Genomic DNA, 18,884 nt, shown 5'->3' on the forward strand with positions numbered 1-18,884 from the left:
GACTAATTTCTTTCAGTTTAGTTTTATTTGTGTACGATTTTGAAGGGTGGTTGTACTAGCCAATAAGAACACTCACTTTTTAGAATTACCGATTAGATAGAACACGAACAATTTTTTACACTAAGCACTAATTTATGGTCAGATTATAAAACAACCAAATAAATTTGTGGAAATCAGCGTTTATTGCTTAATTAGATAGACAGAATTATTTCCTTCGAATGGTTTCAAAGTATAATAGCGCCCTATGAGGGCGATATAATCCGTAGTATTGCTCGTGACAAAACCAAACTAGTGCATACTTTCGTAAGAAGCGGTAACACTGTGATGAATAAGGCGAAAATTACCTAAGTGCACAAGATTAAACTCACGCAAGATGAAAACCTGTCTTTAAGAGTCGATTATCAGCTATTGCCGAGCGATCATCAGCGTCTTGACTTGTATTTCTCACTGCCTGATGAAATGGGTATAAGCTCGAAAACCCTTACCGAAGAACAGTATTTTCATCACAGTATTCAAAACCATAGTGCTTATTATTCAGATCAGTTACATGTCCCTTTGGTTCGTAGTCGCTTCATTAGTCAGAAAAAAGGCGAGCAAAGTGACTACCGGTTAAATCTAAATTTGTATTCGTATCAAATTCGTACTGCACTCGACACAGACGTTAAGCAAACGCTAAAGATTAAAGACAGCAAAGAATTTTACCCACAAGCCATCGTGCTGGCTGAGCAAACCTCAGATCTGCTAAAAAAGCTTAGGCGCTATACCCCTTCGGATGAAAAATTACGGGCGTATTTTGAAAATGCGGATAATTATTTAAGTTGGCAGGTTGAACAGTCGTTTTTAAAGCTGCTGTCCTCTGCCCCGAAAAGTAGCGATTATTCCAGTGAACGGAAATTTCTTTTCGATTTTTGTAGACGAGAAAATCAGTACCGTGCAGATAATCAATATAACTCGCAGATTACGTTAGACGATCCAAATCGTATTACTAACAAAATGCGACTACTACAGCGTTTAATTGAATACGGCGTGGTATTTCAAAAGAAAACGAAAAGCCTGAATACCTATTTGAACCGGTTAGTTAAGGGTACAGTAACCGCAGTAATTATGGCGGCAGTGATGGTGTTGGTACTAAACGCTCGCACCAACTTTACCGAAGTGACTGTGGCCTTCGTGGGAATTCTTGGTGTTATTTACGGGCTTAGGGAAATCTTTAAAGAAGACATTACTCGGGTAATTTGGCGGCGTATTCAAAAAGGTCTGCCGAAGTGGAAGATTATTTATAGCCACAGTGTAAATAAAAGCAGAATTGCCACCCAAACTATTTGGCTTGAATACATTCGCAATAGAGATTTACCCAAGCAGGTAGATAAGTTGTATCAAACCCGTAGGCAGCAAAACAAACAGGCAGCCCAGTTGCTTCATTTTCGTAGCGACACTCGCGTGAATGCGAAAAGCTTTTTGCCAGGTTACGACGATATACAACAGCGTATTTACTTTAATCTTACCCCTTTTATTCGCTTCTTAAAAAAAGGCGAAGGTAAGCTGTATTCGCTAGAAAATAACAAAATCACCAAACAAGCTGTTGAGCGTCGCTATCAAATAAACGTGGTATTAATGCATACCAACAAACAAAAGCAGCAGCAAGTTCAGCGATTTAAAATAACGTTAAACCGCTCTACTATTATTAATATTGAAGCACTAGAAGTAAGAGAAGCAGATTAACCTATAACCAATCGACCACTATTGATTAGCCCTGCGATCAACCCTACAAAACCAAGAATTAGGCCACCGTACAGCCCTAGCACGTTAGCAACTTTAACGGGTTGTTTAACCTGAACATCTGTACTTTTTTCCTCGCCGAAGTGAGCATGCTGCTCGTGCTGTTCATATAGACTGAATTCTGTATCAGAAGGTGGCGAATTTAGTTTCTGCGATGGCGAGTAAATAATCTGATGAGCACGCTTTGTTAAAATAGCGATACCTGCACCAAACCCGCAGTAGATTAATAATGGTGCTATAAACCCAGTAGAAAACTCGTAAGAGGCGGCAAATAAAACACCCCAAACGAAAATCCACACTAAAGTGTAGTTGCGCACTTGTTTAAGCTTTTTCTTGTCAGATTCATGCTGCATATAGCGTTCAGCCAATTTATGTGAAGCAATTACCGCCATCATGGCAACAAGCGCACCAAACATAGCGCCACTTAACACCCATATTACTTTGCTCCAGACACTGGTAAGTACTCCGCTTTTTGATGCGCTTCCCGTAGCACCGGCTGTTACCGCCGCTGCGGCGGGTTTAGTGTTAGCTAGCAATGATAGTGTCATTGACGTAAATGTAACTGCCGGCGTTGTGGCAATAATAACGCGGCTGAATTTATCCAATGTTAGGGTTTTAAGCATGGCTCGTGCCCGTGAAAGCTTTTGTCTTACCGCAGCATCTGAAATATTAAGTAACTGCGCAACATGCTTTGTAGAGCATTGCTCTCGATAATATAACAGCACCACTTCTCTGCTATCTGATGGCAATTCATCAATAAGTGCTGCTACTATTTTCTTGGTTTGCTCGTCTGACACCCTAGTTTCTAGCGTATCGTCACTTTTGCAGAAACTTGCCAGAATACTTTCGCCCTCATCACCTTTTATCGATTGTGAAACTTTGTTGTCTCGCAGGTAATTAATGGCCATGTAACGGGCCACTTGGCGTACCCAAGGCATAAAACTTTTAGGATTAGTTAAACTCGCTAGGTTCTGCCAACAATTAATAAATACTTTTTGCGCTACGTCTTCGCTAGCATCTATATCTCTTACAATGCCAAGGGCAATTGCAGTTACGGTATTTTTGCTCGCATTTATTAAGCGTTCGAAGGCTTTAAGATCTCCGCTTTGTGCGGCAATGACATCTGAAGAATACACGTCCATGCGTTTACTCCTTTCCGATAAACTGTGTTGTCTGTTGCAGTAACCAGGGCAAATCGTCGAACATAATAAAATGCCGAGATTGGGTATTCATTATTACATTTGCTTGGCGTGCTTCAGCAAATTGTTCTTTGTATAAGCGCGCAACCATCTCTTTGTTATCGTCGCTATTAAACCCGCCACTGGCGCCGAGAAATAATATAGGAGTGTTACTAGTAGCGATAGCCGAACGCAAATCCGATGTCATCAAGTCAGCCATTAGTTGCCCTACTGTTTCGGGGTGCGAACCTGATGCCATAGACAGTACTTTCGTTTGATGTAGTTCGCTGGCGGCCTGAATGCTTACGCCTTTTCGCGTGTAGGCAGTTAATTGGGCACTATCCGTATTGGCGTACTGCGATTTCAATTTATTCGCATAAGGATTTGCCTGCGCTGCAGTTACCTGATTGCTTCGGGTAAAGATAGGCGTAATAAATGGTAAGCCATCAACTGACACCACTTTACTTACTCTATCTGGCAGCGCAAGCGCCAATTGATAAGCTAAATGACCGCCCATACTATGCCCAATAGCTATCACATTATTCAGGTTGTTATCTTCAATATAAGATACTAGCCCAGCGGTAATTTTGGATAATCGATTATTAGGATAAACTTTGTTATTTGCAAACCCTGCTACTTGAGCAAAGTGGCTTCGATATTCATGTTCATAATGATTACTAAGCCCCTGAGATAAATCTGACCAAACTGAAGCGTTAGACATTAAACCTGGTATAAATAACACATTTAGTTCTTTAGCTTTGTTCGAGTGTTCGGCATTGAGAATGTTATTAGTGGTAGCAGATGTTAAAGGCGTAGTTTGTTCGTAAACCGTAACAGGTTGAGTGGCTACCGCTTGCTCATCTGCATATATTTTAAGCGAATTAACTGCCAACAAGGCAGCACAAAATAGCGTGGTTACATTTAAAATTTTCATGGTTTAACTCCTCTTTTATGTATAGTCACGCCGAGTGGAAAAAGTGTGACAACATTTTTAGAGAAGAAACTTCAACTGGCTATTTTTAGTCACTGATGCGAAGAGTTACTGCTATTAATTACCCTTATTAATAACCAGTGCCACTAATAAAATAGCGCAGCCTACTAAGGTAAACCACCAAACCAGTGATATCGATAAAGGAAGTGGCGCATAAACTGCCGCTAACAACGAACCGCCCAATAATAGCCATCCACTAACCCGTGTTGTAGTTTGAACTACTGCCCTTCGCTTGCGATTGAATTTGCTTGCTACTCGCTTAACGTGTTTATCGCTTGCTATCGCAAGTAATGCAATGCCCAATATTACTAATATAGATACTGACACCATTACCGTTTTCTCGCTTTTATGTTCGGTACGTCTACAGACTTTGCATTTAGATCATATCTATCTGAAGTTTGTACCAGGCGAACCTTTAACCAGCGAGCCAGAGTAATAAAGCCCACGCCACACAGTGCAAATACAACCGTAAAGCTTAGGTAAGTTATATCTAAAGTAGCAAGGGCATCAAGGGTACGTTCAAAAGGTATACTAAACGAGACGACTGCCAACGCTAGATAACACAAGGCGGCAATACATGTTTGTTCATACCAAGCATTTTTACTTGGCCGAATAATGGCATGCCCTATACTACATAGCCATACAACGAAAAAAGCATTCACTTCCATATCTGCACGGTTAGCCATATCAGCAGGTAATAGCCGATTCACCAACAAGAAAGCGGATGTGGCAATCGCGAGCCCCATTATTGTGGCGATATTGCCCTTTTCCATAATACGTAAGGATAAAGGCAAGCCCAATTGATGAGAGTTAGCATTCAGATAAGCAGTTTTACGCTGGTTAACCCAAATTATTAGCCCTGTTGCAATTAACGCGCTACCCAATGCACCTAAAACAAACAGTAACCAACGTAAACCGATAGTGGCAAAGTTAGCTTGATGTAACCCATACATTATTCGCCTAAAAGTGGCGGGTGCACTTTCATCGGCATAGCCCTCAAGTGGAGTGCCGGTATAACTTGAATAGACCAAACGCTCTGCGCGATTCGAAACAGTTAGGCTTTTGGTTCGCTCTATAATGAATCGGCTATTTTCCCTAAATGGAGATTCTATGGTTATGCGCTTAATCGCGTTGGGTTCTTGCCACTTGATTTTTAAGTCGGCCAAAATGGTAGAATAAAGAATGTCTTTTTTCATCCCACGTTTATCTATTGCCTGTGTACTTTCACCAAGTGCTGGCAACGATGGAATAATGGCTTTATTAACACCCCGCTCCCCGTTTTCAAAATGCATGTTTGCTGAAAAGGGCATATACATAATGGCGTAAATCATAATAGCGCTGATACAAATCATTAGGCAGAAAGGCAGCGTTACAATGCCAATCAACGCGTGAAAATCAGTAGTCCACTTTGTTACCTTACCCTTTCTTAAAGTGAAGAAGTCTTTGAAAAAACGTCTGTGGGTATATATTCCGGTGAAAAGCGCAAGCAGCATGGCCATAGCAGCAACCCCAGCAATATAACGCCCACCGTACCCTCTTAGTTGTAAGGTATAATGGAAATTTCTAAAAAATAGACCGCCTTTGGTATCTGTGGATGTCTCTATGGGTATTGCATCTTTATTAAAGCTTACTAAATGGCGCGTTTTGCCTTCACTCCACTGAACATACCAATGATGATCTCGCTGTGTGGGTAAATAAACACGCCATGAAGTGGCATTTGTTGCGTTCGCTTCTAAGTAACCTATCGACTTCTCTACTTGGTAGCGCTGGCCGTGTGCATGCACTTGGTCTTGTTGTGGCTTATCTCCCGCGATAACCTGTCGCTCTGGCATCATCCAGTAGGTTATTTCTGGCGTGAAATAGCTAAGGGTTCCCATCACAAAAATAGCAAACAACAACCACCCGGTTATTAAGCCTAAGTATGTGTGAAGCCATATCATAGATTTTCTAAATGTTGTTTTCACAGTACGTCAACCAAGGGTAAAAATAACACTGCCACTGCAATCAATAAGATTAAGAAAATTAACCATTTTGCAATATTGGAAACCGCGAAGCTGGCAATGAAAAGAGCAAAAAATACGATATAGCTCAGCATGCTAGCGGATAACACTGCTACGCCGTCATTTATATATAGTAAGTTTACTAACCCGTAGGTTAAGTAAATTGATGAGAGTGCGGATAGCACATAGCCGCCAATAACGGCGGCTATGCTACGCAGTATGATGTCTACGTTTTTATTCAAACTTTTTAAAACCTGTATAACTGCAATGCGTAAAATTAAAAGCGGTAAGCCACAGATAATTTGGCGTTTCTTTCCTCACCAGGAAGACCACCAAGGTACATGGCATTGCTGTAATAGTCGGTATTATCAAGGTTTTTGATGTTTAACTGGATGTCCCAATCATTTGATACGTAGCTAATGGCTGCATCCCACACTGTGTATGAATCCACGAAGGCATAGTCGATACCGAATGCCGATGCAGAAATAGTACGCTCATCTTCATAAGACACACCTACACTGAATTTCACTGGCGCAGGCAAGGCACTAAATACATGACTATAGGTTAACCATGCACTCGCCGTTTTTTCAGCAATACCCTTGGTTTGCTCTTCATCGGTACTGCTTGCAAAATCACCAGGTTCGGTAACAGGATCTTGGTATGTAGCATTGGTATTTAATGCCCATTGCTCATTTATATCGAAGTTAATATCAACTTCAACACCCGTTGTACGTTCTTGTTCATCGTAATAAAACTCTGGTACATCAATGTTGTAAGCGGGATCGTCAATGTTATCTTCGTATAATGGGTTGGTGTACTGCAGGTTAGTTCTCGCGGTATCAAAAACAACAATTGAACCAAGCAACTGTTCAGACAAAGCGGTAAAACGTAGCCCTAAATCCCATGAGATTGATTCTGAATCTGGGCGGTTATTTTCCTCACTTAGTGAACCTAAGACACTGTATGCGGTTCTGCCTTTAGAGTGGTTAATAAACGTAGAAATATTAGGTGTCACTTTATAAGTAAGGCCTAAGTTATAGGTAAAACCATCATCGTCGGCATCATACTCTGGGTTACCATCGCTGAATTGGTTCAAGTAAGTTTGTTTAACGGCACCATAAGCACCACCGAAACGTCCAGTGAAGTACTCATTGAAATAAAGCACTTCTTGGAAACTTACGCCCCAGCTAGATACATCCTTTTCATATTTACTTCGTAATGAAGGGTTGTAATCGTCAAACGTACCCGTAGGCCAGTTTGGATTGCGAATATCCAAGATGTAAGGCACGGCGTCACTTCGAGTATCATCAGCGTCCCATATAGACCACTGTGCGTACGACATTTCGTGATCTTCATAGTTCGCACTAAATAAGTGCTCACCTTCAACACCGCCAGCCGACCACGTATTCGTCACATCAATGAAGTACTGCCACACTTTCTCATCGGCGACAATGTTACGATATTCCTGTCTACGGGCTGCAAAGGGGTACAACACATCATCAATCACCAATGGCGCTCGAGGCGCTAAATTAATGATGTCGGTACGTTCTGTATACACATAGTTATATGCACTGGTTTGACGAATATAATCCGTTTCATACGTACGATATTGAAGTTGCTGAGTCAGTGTCCAATTTTCTGCTAAGTTCACATCTTGGCGTAGTTTTACGCGAAACTCTTTACCTTGATTTGGCTCAGAAATAGGTGAAATAAGGCTAGTATCGCCTAAGTCATAAGGCTGAACACCATCGGTAGACGTTAACGAAGCCGCAAGTTCGGCGATTTGTTCATCGGTTAGTTGCAAGCCTCCACTATCTGCGTCGCCATTTACTAGATCTGCTGCAGTCACGCTGCCAGCATCGGCTTCTAGTAATGTTAAATCGAGCAAGCGAACAGGATGGCCAATAGAATCAATCTGAATAGCATCGTCAATATAGGCTGCGGAGATTAAGAACTTGTTGTCTGGAGAGTAGTCATAGCGTAACGAAGTATATAACTCACTACGTTCATCGCTAAGACCACGATAACCGTCAGATTGTTCGTGATTAGCTACCACTCGGTAGGCCAAAGAGTCATTAATAGCATTTGTTGCATCAAACATTAATGAGTAACTATCCCAGCTGCCTACCGATGCCTGTATTTCGTATCGTTCTTCAAATTGGGGCTTTTTCTCAATAAGATTGATAATACCGCCAGCTTCACCCATACCGTAAAGACCTGTTGCAGGGCCCTTCAATACTTCAATGCTTTCAACATTAGTCATTGAACGTGTTGGGTTGTAGCTATTACCTAAATCAGCACCGGCATAAATGCCATCGTAGGTGTAATTAACGCCTAGTCCACGAATAGCAAGGTTATCACCTACCCCGTAGTTATTACCGTCTTGCGTTAATCCGCTAATATTACGAATACTTTCCTGTAGTGTGTCAACGCCCTGCTCTTTCAACAAGGTTCCATCTACCAGAACGACAGCAGCAGGGGTTTCCATAAGACTCATGTTCGACTTGGTCGCTGTGCCCGATTCTAGTATTAATCGGTTATGACGACCGTAAACGGTAATAATATCAAGGTTCTCATCAGTCGCTTTTTGCTCTTGAACTACAGTGTCTTCGCCGTTTTCTAACGAGTCATTTTTCGCTGGCTCCGCAGTCTGCGCCGATATAGCAGTAGTATAGAAGAGAGAGAAAAGTGCAGTAGCAGCGCTAATTTTCGATGTGTGTGTGAGGTTTATGTGCATTATGTATCCATGTTATTAAGTGCAAATGATAATCACTTTCATTATCATGCGCGCATGGTAATTAAACACAGTATTTAGTTCAACTTAATTTACATAAAATCCTTATTTGATGATTTGTTCATCAATAGGCCACTCTTCTTCACTTATCATGTTGTTATCAAGAAGCGCATTTCTTAGTTGATTAATTTTCACTTTTAATTCATCGCGAATGTGCCGTACAGCTGGGGTAATAAGCTGCCTGCTAGGCAATACCAGCCACATTTCAGTTAGGGGTATGTGATAAGCCGGCATGATCCGCTGAAGTCGCCCAGCAAGTAAATCTTCTGCAATATCGATAACAGACTTTTTCGCTACTCCCACGCCGTCCACACACCATCGGCGCACAATATCGCCGTCATTCACTGCGCGGTTACTTTTAACTTTCACTTTGAATTTCTCTTTTTCTTTAAAGAGATCCCAACCGTCGTGTGTTAGCTCGTATAATTTGTAAAGCAATGCATTGTGATTGGCTAATTCTTCGGGAGTAGTAGGTTCTCCATGCTTTTCTATGTAGGTAGGCGATGCACAGATAAAGTGTGGAATATTACAAATTTTGAACCCATACATATTAAGTTCTTGAACTGCGCTTTTCGTCATGGCTCTTAAAGCAATATCTACCCCGTCGCGATAGAAGTCGACTCGGCTGTCACTTACCTGCAACCTCAGCGACAAGTCTTCATGCCCATTCATAATATCGTTTAGCAATACCCGCATAAGGTTGCGGCCCATCTCGGAAGACATGGCCATTTTCACTTCGCCATTAATGTCTTGCTGCTTTTCGCTGATACGCATAACACCTTGCTGCAACAAATCTACCGCTTGCTGACATAAGGGCAGAAAACGCTCCCCTTCTGGGGATAACCGAATTTTGCGGGTGGTTCGCACAAATAGCTGAGTGCCAAGCTGTTGCTCTATGCGCTTTAGTGCAACGCTTGCGGCAGAAGAACTGATGTCTAGTTGATTGGCCGCAGCAGTAATTGAATGCAGTTCTGCTACCTTGAGCAAGACTTGCAGGTCTTCTATCTTCATAACATCTTCTTTTTCATTTGCTAGCGCTTAGTTTAATGTGACTATCGCTGTGTCAGTTCGAGGACATAAACTTTAATCAGGTTCACTTAATTACAGCTAAAATAGAGACAATAAATTTAATTAACCTATTTATTATCCACGTTTTAGCGAAAGTGTATTCGCCATTTGCCCATTTATCCACTGTCTGTAAGCTCATAAAATACACCCAAGCAATCAAGTTAAAGGGTTAAAAAATGAAATTCATGGTTAAAGCAACAACACTCGCACTTGCTTTTTCAAGCGCCATGGTACTTTCTACATCGTTTGTGGGCACAGCAGCGTTTGCAGCCCAGACAGCATCTAAAGTCGTTGCAACAGACGATATTGAATGGGGTTACCTAAACCCACTTCGCGGCAATAAAAGCCCAGGTGCAGCAGATCTTTGGGGCGATCGTACTAAAAATACGGCAACCGGTATGCTAGTACGTTTTAATAAAGGCTTTGAGTCTCCACCGCATATTCACAATATTACCTATCGCGGTATTGTGATTGAAGGTGCTATGCACAATGATGACCCAAGCGCTGAAAAAATGTGGATGCCAGCTGTTTCTTTTTGGACTCAACCTGCTGGCGAAAATCACACCACCGCAGCTAACGGCAGCACAAACTTAATTTATTTAGAAATAGATTCGGGCCCTTACCTAGTACAACCTTCGAGTAAACATTTCGATAATGGTGAACGTCCGCTAAATCTGCACAAAAACAACATGGTATGGCTTAACGATGGCGAGCTGCACGACATAAATGCAACAGGCGTTTCGTCAACGTACTTGTGGGGCAACACCGCCGATATGAACGGCTCAATGGTAAAGTTACCTGCTGGCTTTAAAGGCACTATTGGCACGCAAGCCAGCGAATTTCGCGCTGTGGTTATAGCTGGGGAAGTAGATTATCAATCTGTGGAGGTAACATCACCGGTATCGTTAAATGCGGGAAGCTATGTAGAATCTACTGGTATTTTTAACCATCAGCTCGTGAATAAAAGTCAGCAAGAGACGATTATTTATATTCGTACCAATAGTGCATATCGGGTTTTCGAGTAACCGCTATGAGTGGGTTAGACCTTTGGCTTTAAGGGAGTAATTCACTCGCTCAATTTTTTGGTTGCTCAATTATGGTTAATAAGTGTTGTAAAGTGCAGCAACTTGTTTACTGCTGGTTTGTTTATGTACAAAAAAAACTCATCATCAAGTTGAAACAGGATTGTTAAATGAAAACATTTTCATTGGTTTTTTTTCAATATATTCCTTATTAGTCAACAAGTTGAATATCTTCATTAGTGGTTGACGAGTACATTGTAAATTTGTAATAGTATAACAATACTTTATACTTTATTTTTACTTTCCTCTTGGCCAATCTCGGAGCACACTAATGAGAAAGTTTCTGAGAATAGCCAGCGTTAGCTTAGTTTCTTTTACACCCGCAGCCCTAGCCCAAAGTACGCCTTCAGAGTTTGCCGAGTTAAGTTTCCAAGCCTTGCTTGATATTGATATAAACGAAAGTGACAGTGAACAATCTTCGCCTAATAAGTGGAGTTTCGCTGTACAACTAAAAGCCGCAGAGTTTGATGGTTATAAAGTCAATGATAGCGACGTGAGCCTTGATGATGTGTTGTTCTCTTTTGGACAAGAAGCGCGCACTTCAAGTAACTTCCCTGTTGTGCCGACGGTTATCAAGCAACACGCTAAAATTGTGCAACTAGGTTACCAAGTAAATGAACGCCTAAAGCTCGGTATTCAAGCTCCTTTTATTCACCAACAAACTGATCATATTAGTGTGGTACCAGGTTACGAGCATTTTGTTATTTCGTCTTCAGGTTTGGGCGATATCGCGCTTTCAGCAAGTTATGCACTTGAAGACAATAGTGAGTTCAGTTGGTGGGTTACTGCAGGGCTTAGCCTGCCAACCGGCTCAATTGATGAGCAAGGCGATACGCCTAGAGATGCGGGTGATCAACAACTCCCCTACACCATGCAATTAGGCTCAGGAACCTACGATTTTCCTATTGAAGTAAGTTATCAAAATAAAGGGGAACACGCGTTTACCGTTACCCTATCAGCCATGCTTCGTACAGGTACTAACGATAGAAACTATCGCTTAGGAAACAACTATAAACTCAGTGGTAAATACAACTTCCCACTTTCTCAAAGTACGGCATTGTTCACTGGTGCAGCATTTGGCTATTCAGAATCTATTCACGGACAGGACGATGAAATTACCATAGGTGGCAATTACTCGTATCCTGCCAGCATTACTAACCCTAATTTATACGGCGGAAAAAGAGTCAATATAATCGGGGGAATTTCGTTTATTCCCATTCACTGGTTAAAAGTGGTCGCTGATATCAGTAAGCCTGTATATCAAAACCTAAATGGCCCTCAACCCCAAGAATTGTGGCGCGCAGGCCTTCAGTTCTCCATGTTGTATTAAACGTTGTACATGCGTTCATTATTCATTGCTGTCGCTCTGACTTTAGCCGTCAGTCACTCGGCTTATGCCGACTTAAAAAAACTCGACAAAGTTAAAGCGGCTTACATGTTTAACTTCACAAAGTTTATGACATGGAGCAGTATTAATTCTGACCCGGTCAATTTTTGTGTGCAGAATGATGAAGCATTTCAGCAGTTTTTAACCCAGCTAGTTGAAAGCCGACCCACAAGCAGCGGTGCATCCATTCGCATCGTTATGTTAGACGGAAAACAAAGCTGCACCTTTGCCTATCTCATCGAAAATGATGACAGCCTGGTAAACCTTGCCACTTCAACCATCATTATTAGTGATTTACCCAATCTTATTGATCGCCCAGCGGTATTTACGTTTTATGAAGAAAACAACCGGCTAAGGTTTGAAATTGATTTAGCAGAGGCTGAACGTCTTGAGTTAACGATTAGCTCGGAATTGTTGAAGGTAGCGAAAATAAAATGATATTTCGTTCTACGTCGTTTTTTACCAAACAATTGTTTGCCGTCCTCTCGGTTAACTTCTTATCTCTGTGTCTGGTTGCGGGTTTGCTTTATTCAAATTTCGTTGATGATCACAAAACTAACTTGGTGAATGTGCTTAGCAGCCAGTCTACATTATTGGCGTCGGCCAGCCGCTCTTCGGTACTTTTCAATGATGCTCAGTCTACCCAAGATTTACTGTTTGCAGCATCGCAGTTACAAGCGACATTGACCGCAAAGATATACGATGCCGAGTTTAATTTATTTGCCGAGTATGCCAGAGACGGTGTCTTAGACCTCACCTCCCCTAGGCAGCTTCCTCTAGGGGAAACATTTAAGGACGATGCGCTTTATTTTCTAGAGCCTATCGTTTTTGATAAAGAAATTATTGGCTACCTTTTGCTATCTGCCAGTACGTACTCGCTAGATACACAACAGCATCAGGCAATGATGGCGGTAATAGGTGTATTGTTGTTAAGTATGCTGCTTTCATACTTACTTAATTTTCGTTTACAGAAACTATTTACCAGCCCCATCGATAAACTGATTTCACTGATTAGAAAAGTAGCAACATCCCGTGAATATCATACTCGCCTGCCAGAAGTACGTAACGACGAATTAGGCGAGTTATTTTCCGGCGTCAACGATATTCTGGCAACCGTTGAAAATCACCAAGAGCAGCTAAAGGCACATAATACTGAGCTTGAGAGCTTGGTAGAACTTCGGACTCGCCAGCTCTACCAACGCGCTAATTATGATGCGTTAACACACTTACCCAATCGCCACCTTTTTTTAGATCAGTTGGAGCTTGCGGTAAGCAAAGCCAATAAGTATGGCAGCCCACTGGCCGTCATGTTCCTAGATTTAGACCGCTTTAAACTTATTAACGACAGTTTGGGTCATGATATTGGCGATAAAGTGCTTATTGAAGTTTCAAAAAAACTAACCGAAATCGTGACGCAACAAGACAGTGTGTCTAGATGGGGTGGCGATGAATTTGTGGTTATGGTTGAAGAAACTCATTCTAAAGATGATTTAGCGTACCTTGCTAATGAAATCATCACCAGCTTGAGTGAACCCATGCAATTAGAGGGGCATCAACTTCACATTTCTACCAGCATTGGTATTGCGATATATGAAACCAAGAGTGAAAACGGCATATCGCTGTTAAAGCATGCCGATACCAGCATGTACCACGCTAAAGAAAATGGGCCTGGTCAGTTCTGCTTTTTTAACAACGGCATGTTAGAAAATTCACTGAACCGACTGTCCGTGGAAGGGCAATTACGACAAGCGTTAAAACTTGAAGATGCTTTTCATATGGTTTATCAGCCTCAAATTTGTGCCTACACAGGCCGCGTTCAAGGTATGGAAGCGTTAATACGTTGGCAAAATAGCGATGGTAACTATATTCCTCCTTCAGACTTTATTCCTATTGCTGAGGAAGCTGGCATTATCAATTCTCTCAGTACATGGATATTAAACCGAGTAAGCACTCAGATGAATCAATGGCGCGCACAAGGTGTTCCTTTAGTGCCCGTTGCGGTCAACTTACCGGCTTGTTTTATTACTCAATTAGATTGCGCCGAGCAAATTGCGGATATTATGGCGTTTAATCAAATCCCCCCTGAGCTTATTGAAGTTGAGCTCACTGAAAATACGTTTATAAGTTCTACGGAATTTGCCTTAACGTCACTTAAAAAGTTAAAAAAATTAGGCTTTAAAGTCTCTATTGATGACTTTGGTACAGGCTATTCTTGCCTAAGTTACATTTCCACCTTACCTATTGATAAGTTGAAAATTGATGGCAGTTTTGTGCAAAAACTCGGGAAGTCTAAATCTAACGATGGCATTGTGAGCGCAATTGTCATGTTGGCCAAAGGGCTTAACCTAGCCACGGTGGGCGAGTGTGTGGAAACAGAAGACCAACTTGTGCGACTGCGTGAAATGGGCTGCGACGTGATACAAGGCTATTATTGCCACCCTCCTCTACAGGTTGATGCGGCAGCCACATTGATGTTGGAAACTATCGAAAGCTAAAGTTTTCCAATAAACCATCTAACGGTAAGCCCTACCGCTAGCGTAATTACCACACTCGTTAATGTACCCAGCAATACATATTCCGTTAGCTTTTTGTCTTCGCTTTTCGTCAAATCACCAAACCGAAAAATTGATTTAGCGGCAAGGAGAAAGCCTATTGCTGCAAATTGATTTATCAGTACAAAAGTAAGAATAAGCAAACGCTCTAAATAACCAATTCGCTGTCCGGCCATAGCAAGCGTATTTTGTATGGGAAGCTGTACTAATGTGCTGGTTGTTTTTGGTTTAGCATGCTCATCAAGCTCTTTACTCCATGGCGACAGGAGTTGTTTTATAAAAATAGACGTGGGTTTTAAAATAATTAAGTACGCCAAGAGTATGGCCAGATGCTGATGACTAATCAGTAATATTTGCTTAAATAATATTTCTACCTGAGCAGTAAGTATTGCCCATAAAATAACGATAACGCCAATGTGTGCGGCTTGATCGATTGCAAACGCTAAGGTTGTGGTTCCCGCGTAAGACTTTACTGCATCTATAACAAAATGGCTTATTAATACCCCGCCAGCCACCATCAAAAGTGCGGTAAAGTTGATATCTACCATACCCGACTCTTTTGTTGTAAGTACCGTTATGGCCGACATCGCGAGCAAGGCGACAAGAGCCAAGACCCCATGCAATAAAGCGTGAAGGTATAATGCAGTGGATTGAAGATGTTTAGTGTTTCGGCTTTCCACCCAGTGAGTTGGCTGAAAATAGAAGTCTCCGAGTAAATGGGCAACCAATAGCCCTATTACTATGCTAAGTTGCTCCATGCTTACTGCTCCGTTTCCACTTCTGTTGCCATGTAATCTAAATAATTATTAACGAGGTGATATTGACTGGCATTTAAAATACGAGTGATGTTACTGCGGTTTTTCCCCAGCGTATTCGCTATATTCTCATGGCCTTTATCTTCTGCTTTAATATAGGCTAGTAACGTTTCTGACTGTGTTTGCGTTAAGGAAGTAATATGGCTATCAACAAACGCCGTCAACAAGCTTGCGTGTTTATTGAAAGCTTCGTTGTCGCTAGAAAAGGCAAGGTATTGTGACTTCAAACTATCAAGCGTCCTACCCGAACGAACGAAGGCATCACCATTTCCGGTTTTCACTTTCCCATCAGTAAAACTCACTTTACCAACACCTACGCTAATACGTACATCGGTGGCGGGCGTACAGGCTTTTAATGCTAATCGGATGCAAATGGCCACCAGCATGGCACTTTCAGACTCTGGAATAACAACCTGGAAAGCATCTCCACGAAAGACGTCGTATTGCCCGTTGTAAATTGCCGATTGTTCTTTGAGTTCATTGGTTAGCACCTCTAACACATGAGCTAAATCGGTATTACTTAACTGCTGGGAGTTTGCGATATCACCAGTTATTACCGCTTGCCGCTTGTTTTTATTATCCATACTTACCCTTCGAATAACAGCGGCCTGGTTGAATAATCGACCAACTCGCCCCGTTTTTACCTAACTCGCATTATAGTTACACTTTAGATTGCCTGTATTTTTATACAGATGCAACATTACCCCTACAGTAGTTTCATTCGCCATCCAGTTACCATAAACAATCACATCACCCAAAGTTACCATAATTAATCACATCACTCAAAGTTACTATAAACGGTAACAAACTGGCGAAAGGGTATAGGCTGCAGAGGCCCGAAGCACTATTCAAGCGTACACAGTGTCATTAGTTGTACAAACTTCGTAACTAAAAGATTAAGAATTACTGGGCTCTATTGTGATTTTTGAAGCAGGCGATGCTGCTAAACTGGTGCTTGCGTTTTAGCGCAGCGTTGTTTCCTGGGCGTCCCAAACTTCGACGCGATTACGTCCTAACGATTTGGCCAAATAAAGAGCAGCATCGGCTCGTTGTATCAATTCGGTAGGGCTTATGGGGTGATTAAATGACATTGTAGAAACCCCTAAGCTTATTGTGAGTTTACTATTGTACATTGATTGCTTAAACACAATAGCCGCGTGTTCGATATTATTGCGAATACGCTCGGCCACTTTTAACGCTGAACTCATGTCAGTAAAAGGCATAATGACAGCAAATTCTTCCCCACCATACCTTGCCACCACATCATCGCTGCCAATGCAGGTTTTCTTTAATATTTCTGCAACTTGTATGAGAACGTTATCGCCTGCTACATGCCCATAGCAGTCGTTGTAAATTTTGAAGTGATCGACATCAATCAACAACAAGCTTAGCGGCGTTTTACGCCGAATGTTTCTTTGTATATCGCTTTGTAAGGTATCGTCAAACAGTCTTCTGTTCGCTATACCGGTTAAACCATCTATATTAACGAGTTTTGCTAACTTAAGGTTGGCCTCAATAAGCTGTTGCTTTGCTTCTTGCAGTGCCCGTTCGTTATGCGCGTTTTGTAATGTGTTAGCCAACATCTGGGCAATACGCTGCAAATACTTAACATCATAATCACGCCACGTGTATGGGCTGCCAGTGATATCACAACCAATAAAGCCAAAAATCCCATCATCTAATTCAATCTTGGCACAAAGAATTGAGCAAATGCGCTCTCGTTCAAACTCCTCTTTTTCTCCTGCAGCGTCATCTGGTAAATAGGCCACATTATTTACTTTGAAAAGACCTTCTTGCTTAATCTTTCTATTAAAATAAGGCATGGATTCCATGGGTAAGGCTTGCAGATCGTTTTTATAGGGTGTTACTCCAGCGGCTACCCATTCGTGGGTATTACAGGCAAATTTTGTGTCATCATAAAATTCAAATAAATAGCAACGGTCAAGGTCGCAGAATTCACCGAATGCACCCAAAATATTCTCGATAAGACTATCGATTTTGTCACTGGTAGTGTTAATCAGTTGCGAAGAAAGAGTTGAAAGTAGCCCATTAAACGTGATGTGTTTACCCACAGGTGAAGACTCTTCTGGCGCGATGAATAAATTGTTTTGAACCGCCTTCGCGTTAATAACCACTAAGCTAACGTTATCAACACTAATAACGGCACTTTCTATAAAAAATTGGATCCCTCTTTCATAAGACTGTATGCGAACCCACTGACAAAGGTGCAGTGTTTCCTCTGCCATGGCAAAGGGGTGATAACTGCCTGACAGCTCATCTTTAGTAATAGGATCGAAAAAACGTAAGCTGTCTAAGAACGCATCAGATACACATGACTCACCGAACTGACGCGCAAATGCAATGCTTACGTCAAACTCTGTTTCTCCAAGGCGTTTGAACAGTAAACATGTAGGGAGTTGACGTAATAAGGCTATGCCCTCAACTGGCTTCACGTATAACCCTTATGGAAAGTTTAGTAATTAGCTATTACTTTAGTACAAATTGGCAAAACACGCTTTTAGTGAATGCGCGTGCGTATAAGAATTTTTGCAGTAAACCAATACAAATAACACTCGTAGTAAATGACAGCAGCTATGTTCCACGATAGTTGCTTTCCTTTGGATGTTAGGTAACTTATGGACGGGTCAATATGAATGAATCAATAAGTGGGCTGTTAGATCAATTAGTTGATGGAGATGGTGGCGAAAAACAAAGCGCAGGAGATATTATTGCTCGCTTTGAGGATAGAGGGTTTGGCCCACTATTGCTCATACCGTCGTTAATTGCACTGCTGCCAACCGGCGCTATCCCTGGCGTACCTTCTTTATGCGGTATCACCCTTTTTTTAATCTGTATACAAGTTGCATTAGGGAGAAGTACCCCGTGGTTACCAAACAAAATTACCCAGCAAGAAATAAAACAAGACAAGCTTGAAAATGCTGTAGATAGAGCCAATCCTTACGTTAAAAAAACCGAAAAGCTGTTAAAACCACGCTTAACACTACTATCAGAATCGCCATGGAAAAATATGGTTGCGGGTTATTGTGCTGTAGCATCACTGTGTATGATACCCCTTGAAGTTGTCCCTTTCGCCGTTGCACTACCAGCTTTCGCGCTAACATTGACCGCTATCGGCATGACCAACCGAGACGGGGTATTTATTGGCTTAGGGATGATAATTCAGTTGGGCACCGTTTATGTAACCCTCAAGATTTCTGGCTTATTGTAAAGGTAGCAA

At 41.7% G+C, this 18,884-nt stretch carries 16 protein-coding genes; 6 read left to right on the forward strand and 10 right to left on the reverse strand.

What is annotated here, in order from left to right; genetic code table 11:
* The first annotated feature begins 348 nt into the window (after window positions 1–348).
* Window positions 349–1,722: a hypothetical protein gene (locus AV939_RS10945; protein WP_057791534.1), complete on the forward strand. Its 1,374-nt coding sequence runs from the start codon at window positions 349–351 to the stop codon at window positions 1,720–1,722.
* Here AV939_RS10945 and AV939_RS10950 read toward each other — a convergent pair.
* From AV939_RS10950 to AV939_RS10980, 7 genes are all read right to left on the reverse strand, one after another.
* The gene (locus AV939_RS10950; protein WP_061997645.1) at window positions 1,719–2,921 is read right to left on the reverse strand and encodes an RNA polymerase sigma factor; all 1,203 of its coding nucleotides are present in this window, start codon (window positions 2,919–2,921) and stop codon (window positions 1,719–1,721) included. The genes AV939_RS10945 and AV939_RS10950 overlap by 4 nt on opposite strands.
* 4 nt (window positions 2,922–2,925) lie before the next feature.
* Window positions 2,926–3,891 carry an alpha/beta hydrolase gene (locus tag AV939_RS10955; RefSeq protein ID WP_061997646.1) on the reverse strand — a complete coding sequence of 322 codons (966 nt, stop codon included), beginning with the start codon at window positions 3,889–3,891 and terminating at the stop codon, window positions 2,926–2,928.
* Window positions 3,892–4,005: 114 nt separating this feature from the next.
* On the reverse strand, window positions 4,006–4,278 hold the full coding sequence (locus AV939_RS10960; protein ID WP_057791528.1) for a DUF3325 family protein: 273 nt from the start codon (window positions 4,276–4,278) through the stop codon (window positions 4,006–4,008).
* The gene (locus tag AV939_RS10965) at window positions 4,278–5,888 is read right to left on the reverse strand and encodes a PepSY-associated TM helix domain-containing protein (RefSeq protein ID WP_061997647.1); all 1,611 of its coding nucleotides are present in this window, start codon (window positions 5,886–5,888) and stop codon (window positions 4,278–4,280) included. The genes AV939_RS10960 and AV939_RS10965 overlap by 1 nt, the downstream gene beginning before the upstream one ends.
* A gap of 20 nt (window positions 5,889–5,908) precedes the next feature.
* Complete coding sequence (locus tag AV939_RS10970) at window positions 5,909–6,190, reverse strand: hypothetical protein (RefSeq protein WP_061997648.1); 282 nt, start codon at window positions 6,188–6,190, stop codon at window positions 5,909–5,911.
* Between the two features lie 35 nt (window positions 6,191–6,225).
* The gene (locus AV939_RS10975; protein WP_057791521.1) at window positions 6,226–8,685 is read right to left on the reverse strand and encodes a TonB-dependent receptor; all 2,460 of its coding nucleotides are present in this window, start codon (window positions 8,683–8,685) and stop codon (window positions 6,226–6,228) included.
* Window positions 8,686–8,787: 102 nt separating this feature from the next.
* Complete coding sequence (locus tag AV939_RS10980) at window positions 8,788–9,753, reverse strand: LysR family transcriptional regulator (protein WP_057791519.1); 966 nt, start codon at window positions 9,751–9,753, stop codon at window positions 8,788–8,790.
* A 242-nt stretch (window positions 9,754–9,995) separates the two neighbouring features.
* Here AV939_RS10980 and AV939_RS10985 point away from each other — a divergent pair, with 242 nt between their 5' ends.
* From AV939_RS10985 to AV939_RS11000, 4 genes are all read left to right on the forward strand, one after another.
* Window positions 9,996–10,835 (forward strand): DUF4437 domain-containing protein, encoded by an 840-nt coding sequence (locus tag AV939_RS10985; RefSeq protein ID WP_057796105.1) that lies wholly within the window; start codon window positions 9,996–9,998, stop codon window positions 10,833–10,835.
* A gap of 328 nt (window positions 10,836–11,163) precedes the next feature.
* On the forward strand, window positions 11,164–12,222 hold the full coding sequence (locus AV939_RS10990) for a hypothetical protein (RefSeq protein ID WP_057791517.1): 1,059 nt from the start codon (window positions 11,164–11,166) through the stop codon (window positions 12,220–12,222).
* A 9-nt stretch (window positions 12,223–12,231) separates the two neighbouring features.
* A complete protein-coding gene (locus tag AV939_RS10995) occupies window positions 12,232–12,717 on the forward strand; it encodes a YfiR family protein (RefSeq protein WP_057791515.1) in 486 nt (161 codons plus the stop codon).
* Window positions 12,714–14,774, forward strand: a complete 2,061-nt coding sequence (locus tag AV939_RS11000; protein WP_057791513.1) for a bifunctional diguanylate cyclase/phosphodiesterase — start codon at window positions 12,714–12,716, stop codon at window positions 14,772–14,774. Before AV939_RS10995 ends, AV939_RS11000 begins: the two co-directional genes overlap by 4 nt.
* Here AV939_RS11000 and AV939_RS11005 read toward each other — a convergent pair.
* The 3 genes from AV939_RS11005 to AV939_RS11015 form a co-directional block, all read right to left on the reverse strand.
* The gene (locus tag AV939_RS11005; RefSeq protein ID WP_057791511.1) at window positions 14,771–15,589 is read right to left on the reverse strand and encodes a DUF3307 domain-containing protein; all 819 of its coding nucleotides are present in this window, start codon (window positions 15,587–15,589) and stop codon (window positions 14,771–14,773) included. The genes AV939_RS11000 and AV939_RS11005 overlap by 4 nt on opposite strands.
* Window positions 15,590–15,591: 2 nt before the next feature.
* Window positions 15,592–16,230, reverse strand: coding sequence for a hypothetical protein (locus AV939_RS11010; RefSeq protein ID WP_057791509.1), 639 nt, complete (start codon window positions 16,228–16,230; stop codon window positions 15,592–15,594).
* Between the two features lie 378 nt (window positions 16,231–16,608).
* Entirely contained in the window at window positions 16,609–18,099 is a 1,491-nt protein-coding gene (locus AV939_RS11015; RefSeq protein WP_057791506.1) for a sensor domain-containing diguanylate cyclase, read from the reverse strand.
* 197 nt (window positions 18,100–18,296) lie between these two features.
* Between AV939_RS11015 and AV939_RS11020 the strand changes: the two genes are divergently transcribed.
* Entirely contained in the window at window positions 18,297–18,875 is a 579-nt protein-coding gene (locus AV939_RS11020; protein WP_057791503.1) for an exopolysaccharide biosynthesis protein, read from the forward strand.
* The last annotated feature ends 9 nt before the right edge of the window (window positions 18,876–18,884 follow it).

Origin of the sequence: Alteromonas sp. Mac1 (genome assembly GCF_001562125.1) — a bacterium.
GTDB classification, from domain to species: Bacteria; Pseudomonadota; Gammaproteobacteria; order Enterobacterales; family Alteromonadaceae; genus Alteromonas; species Alteromonas stellipolaris.

Excerpts from the sequence above, each read along its gene's own strand:
- AV939_RS11020 (WP_057791503.1), top strand. The coding sequence starts at position 18,297 with ATGAATGAATCAATAAGTGGGCTGTTAGATCAATTAGTTGATGGAGAT.
- AV939_RS10985 (WP_057796105.1), top strand. The coding sequence starts at position 9,996 with ATGGTTAAAGCAACAACACTCGCACTTGCTTTTTCAAGCGCCATGGTA.
- AV939_RS10995 (WP_057791515.1), top strand. The coding sequence starts at position 12,232 with ATGCGTTCATTATTCATTGCTGTCGCTCTGACTTTAGCCGTCAGTCAC.
- AV939_RS11000 (WP_057791513.1), top strand. The coding sequence starts at position 12,714 with ATGATATTTCGTTCTACGTCGTTTTTTACCAAACAATTGTTTGCCGTC.
- AV939_RS10965 (WP_061997647.1), bottom strand. The coding sequence starts at position 5,888 with ATGATATGGCTTCACACATACTTAGGCTTAATAACCGGGTGGTTGTTG.
- AV939_RS11010 (WP_057791509.1), bottom strand. The coding sequence starts at position 16,230 with ATGGATAATAAAAACAAGCGGCAAGCGGTAATAACTGGTGATATCGCA.
- AV939_RS11005 (WP_057791511.1), bottom strand. The coding sequence starts at position 15,589 with ATGGAGCAACTTAGCATAGTAATAGGGCTATTGGTTGCCCATTTACTC.
- AV939_RS10990 (WP_057791517.1), top strand. The coding sequence starts at position 11,164 with ATGAGAAAGTTTCTGAGAATAGCCAGCGTTAGCTTAGTTTCTTTTACA.
- AV939_RS10960 (WP_057791528.1), bottom strand. The coding sequence starts at position 4,278 with ATGGTGTCAGTATCTATATTAGTAATATTGGGCATTGCATTACTTGCG.
- AV939_RS10980 (WP_057791519.1), bottom strand. The coding sequence starts at position 9,753 with ATGAAGATAGAAGACCTGCAAGTCTTGCTCAAGGTAGCAGAACTGCAT.
- AV939_RS10955 (WP_061997646.1), bottom strand. The coding sequence starts at position 3,891 with ATGAAAATTTTAAATGTAACCACGCTATTTTGTGCTGCCTTGTTGGCA.
- AV939_RS10950 (WP_061997645.1), bottom strand. The coding sequence starts at position 2,921 with ATGGACGTGTATTCTTCAGATGTCATTGCCGCACAAAGCGGAGATCTT.
- AV939_RS10975 (WP_057791521.1), bottom strand. The coding sequence starts at position 8,685 with ATGCACATAAACCTCACACACACATCGAAAATTAGCGCTGCTACTGCA.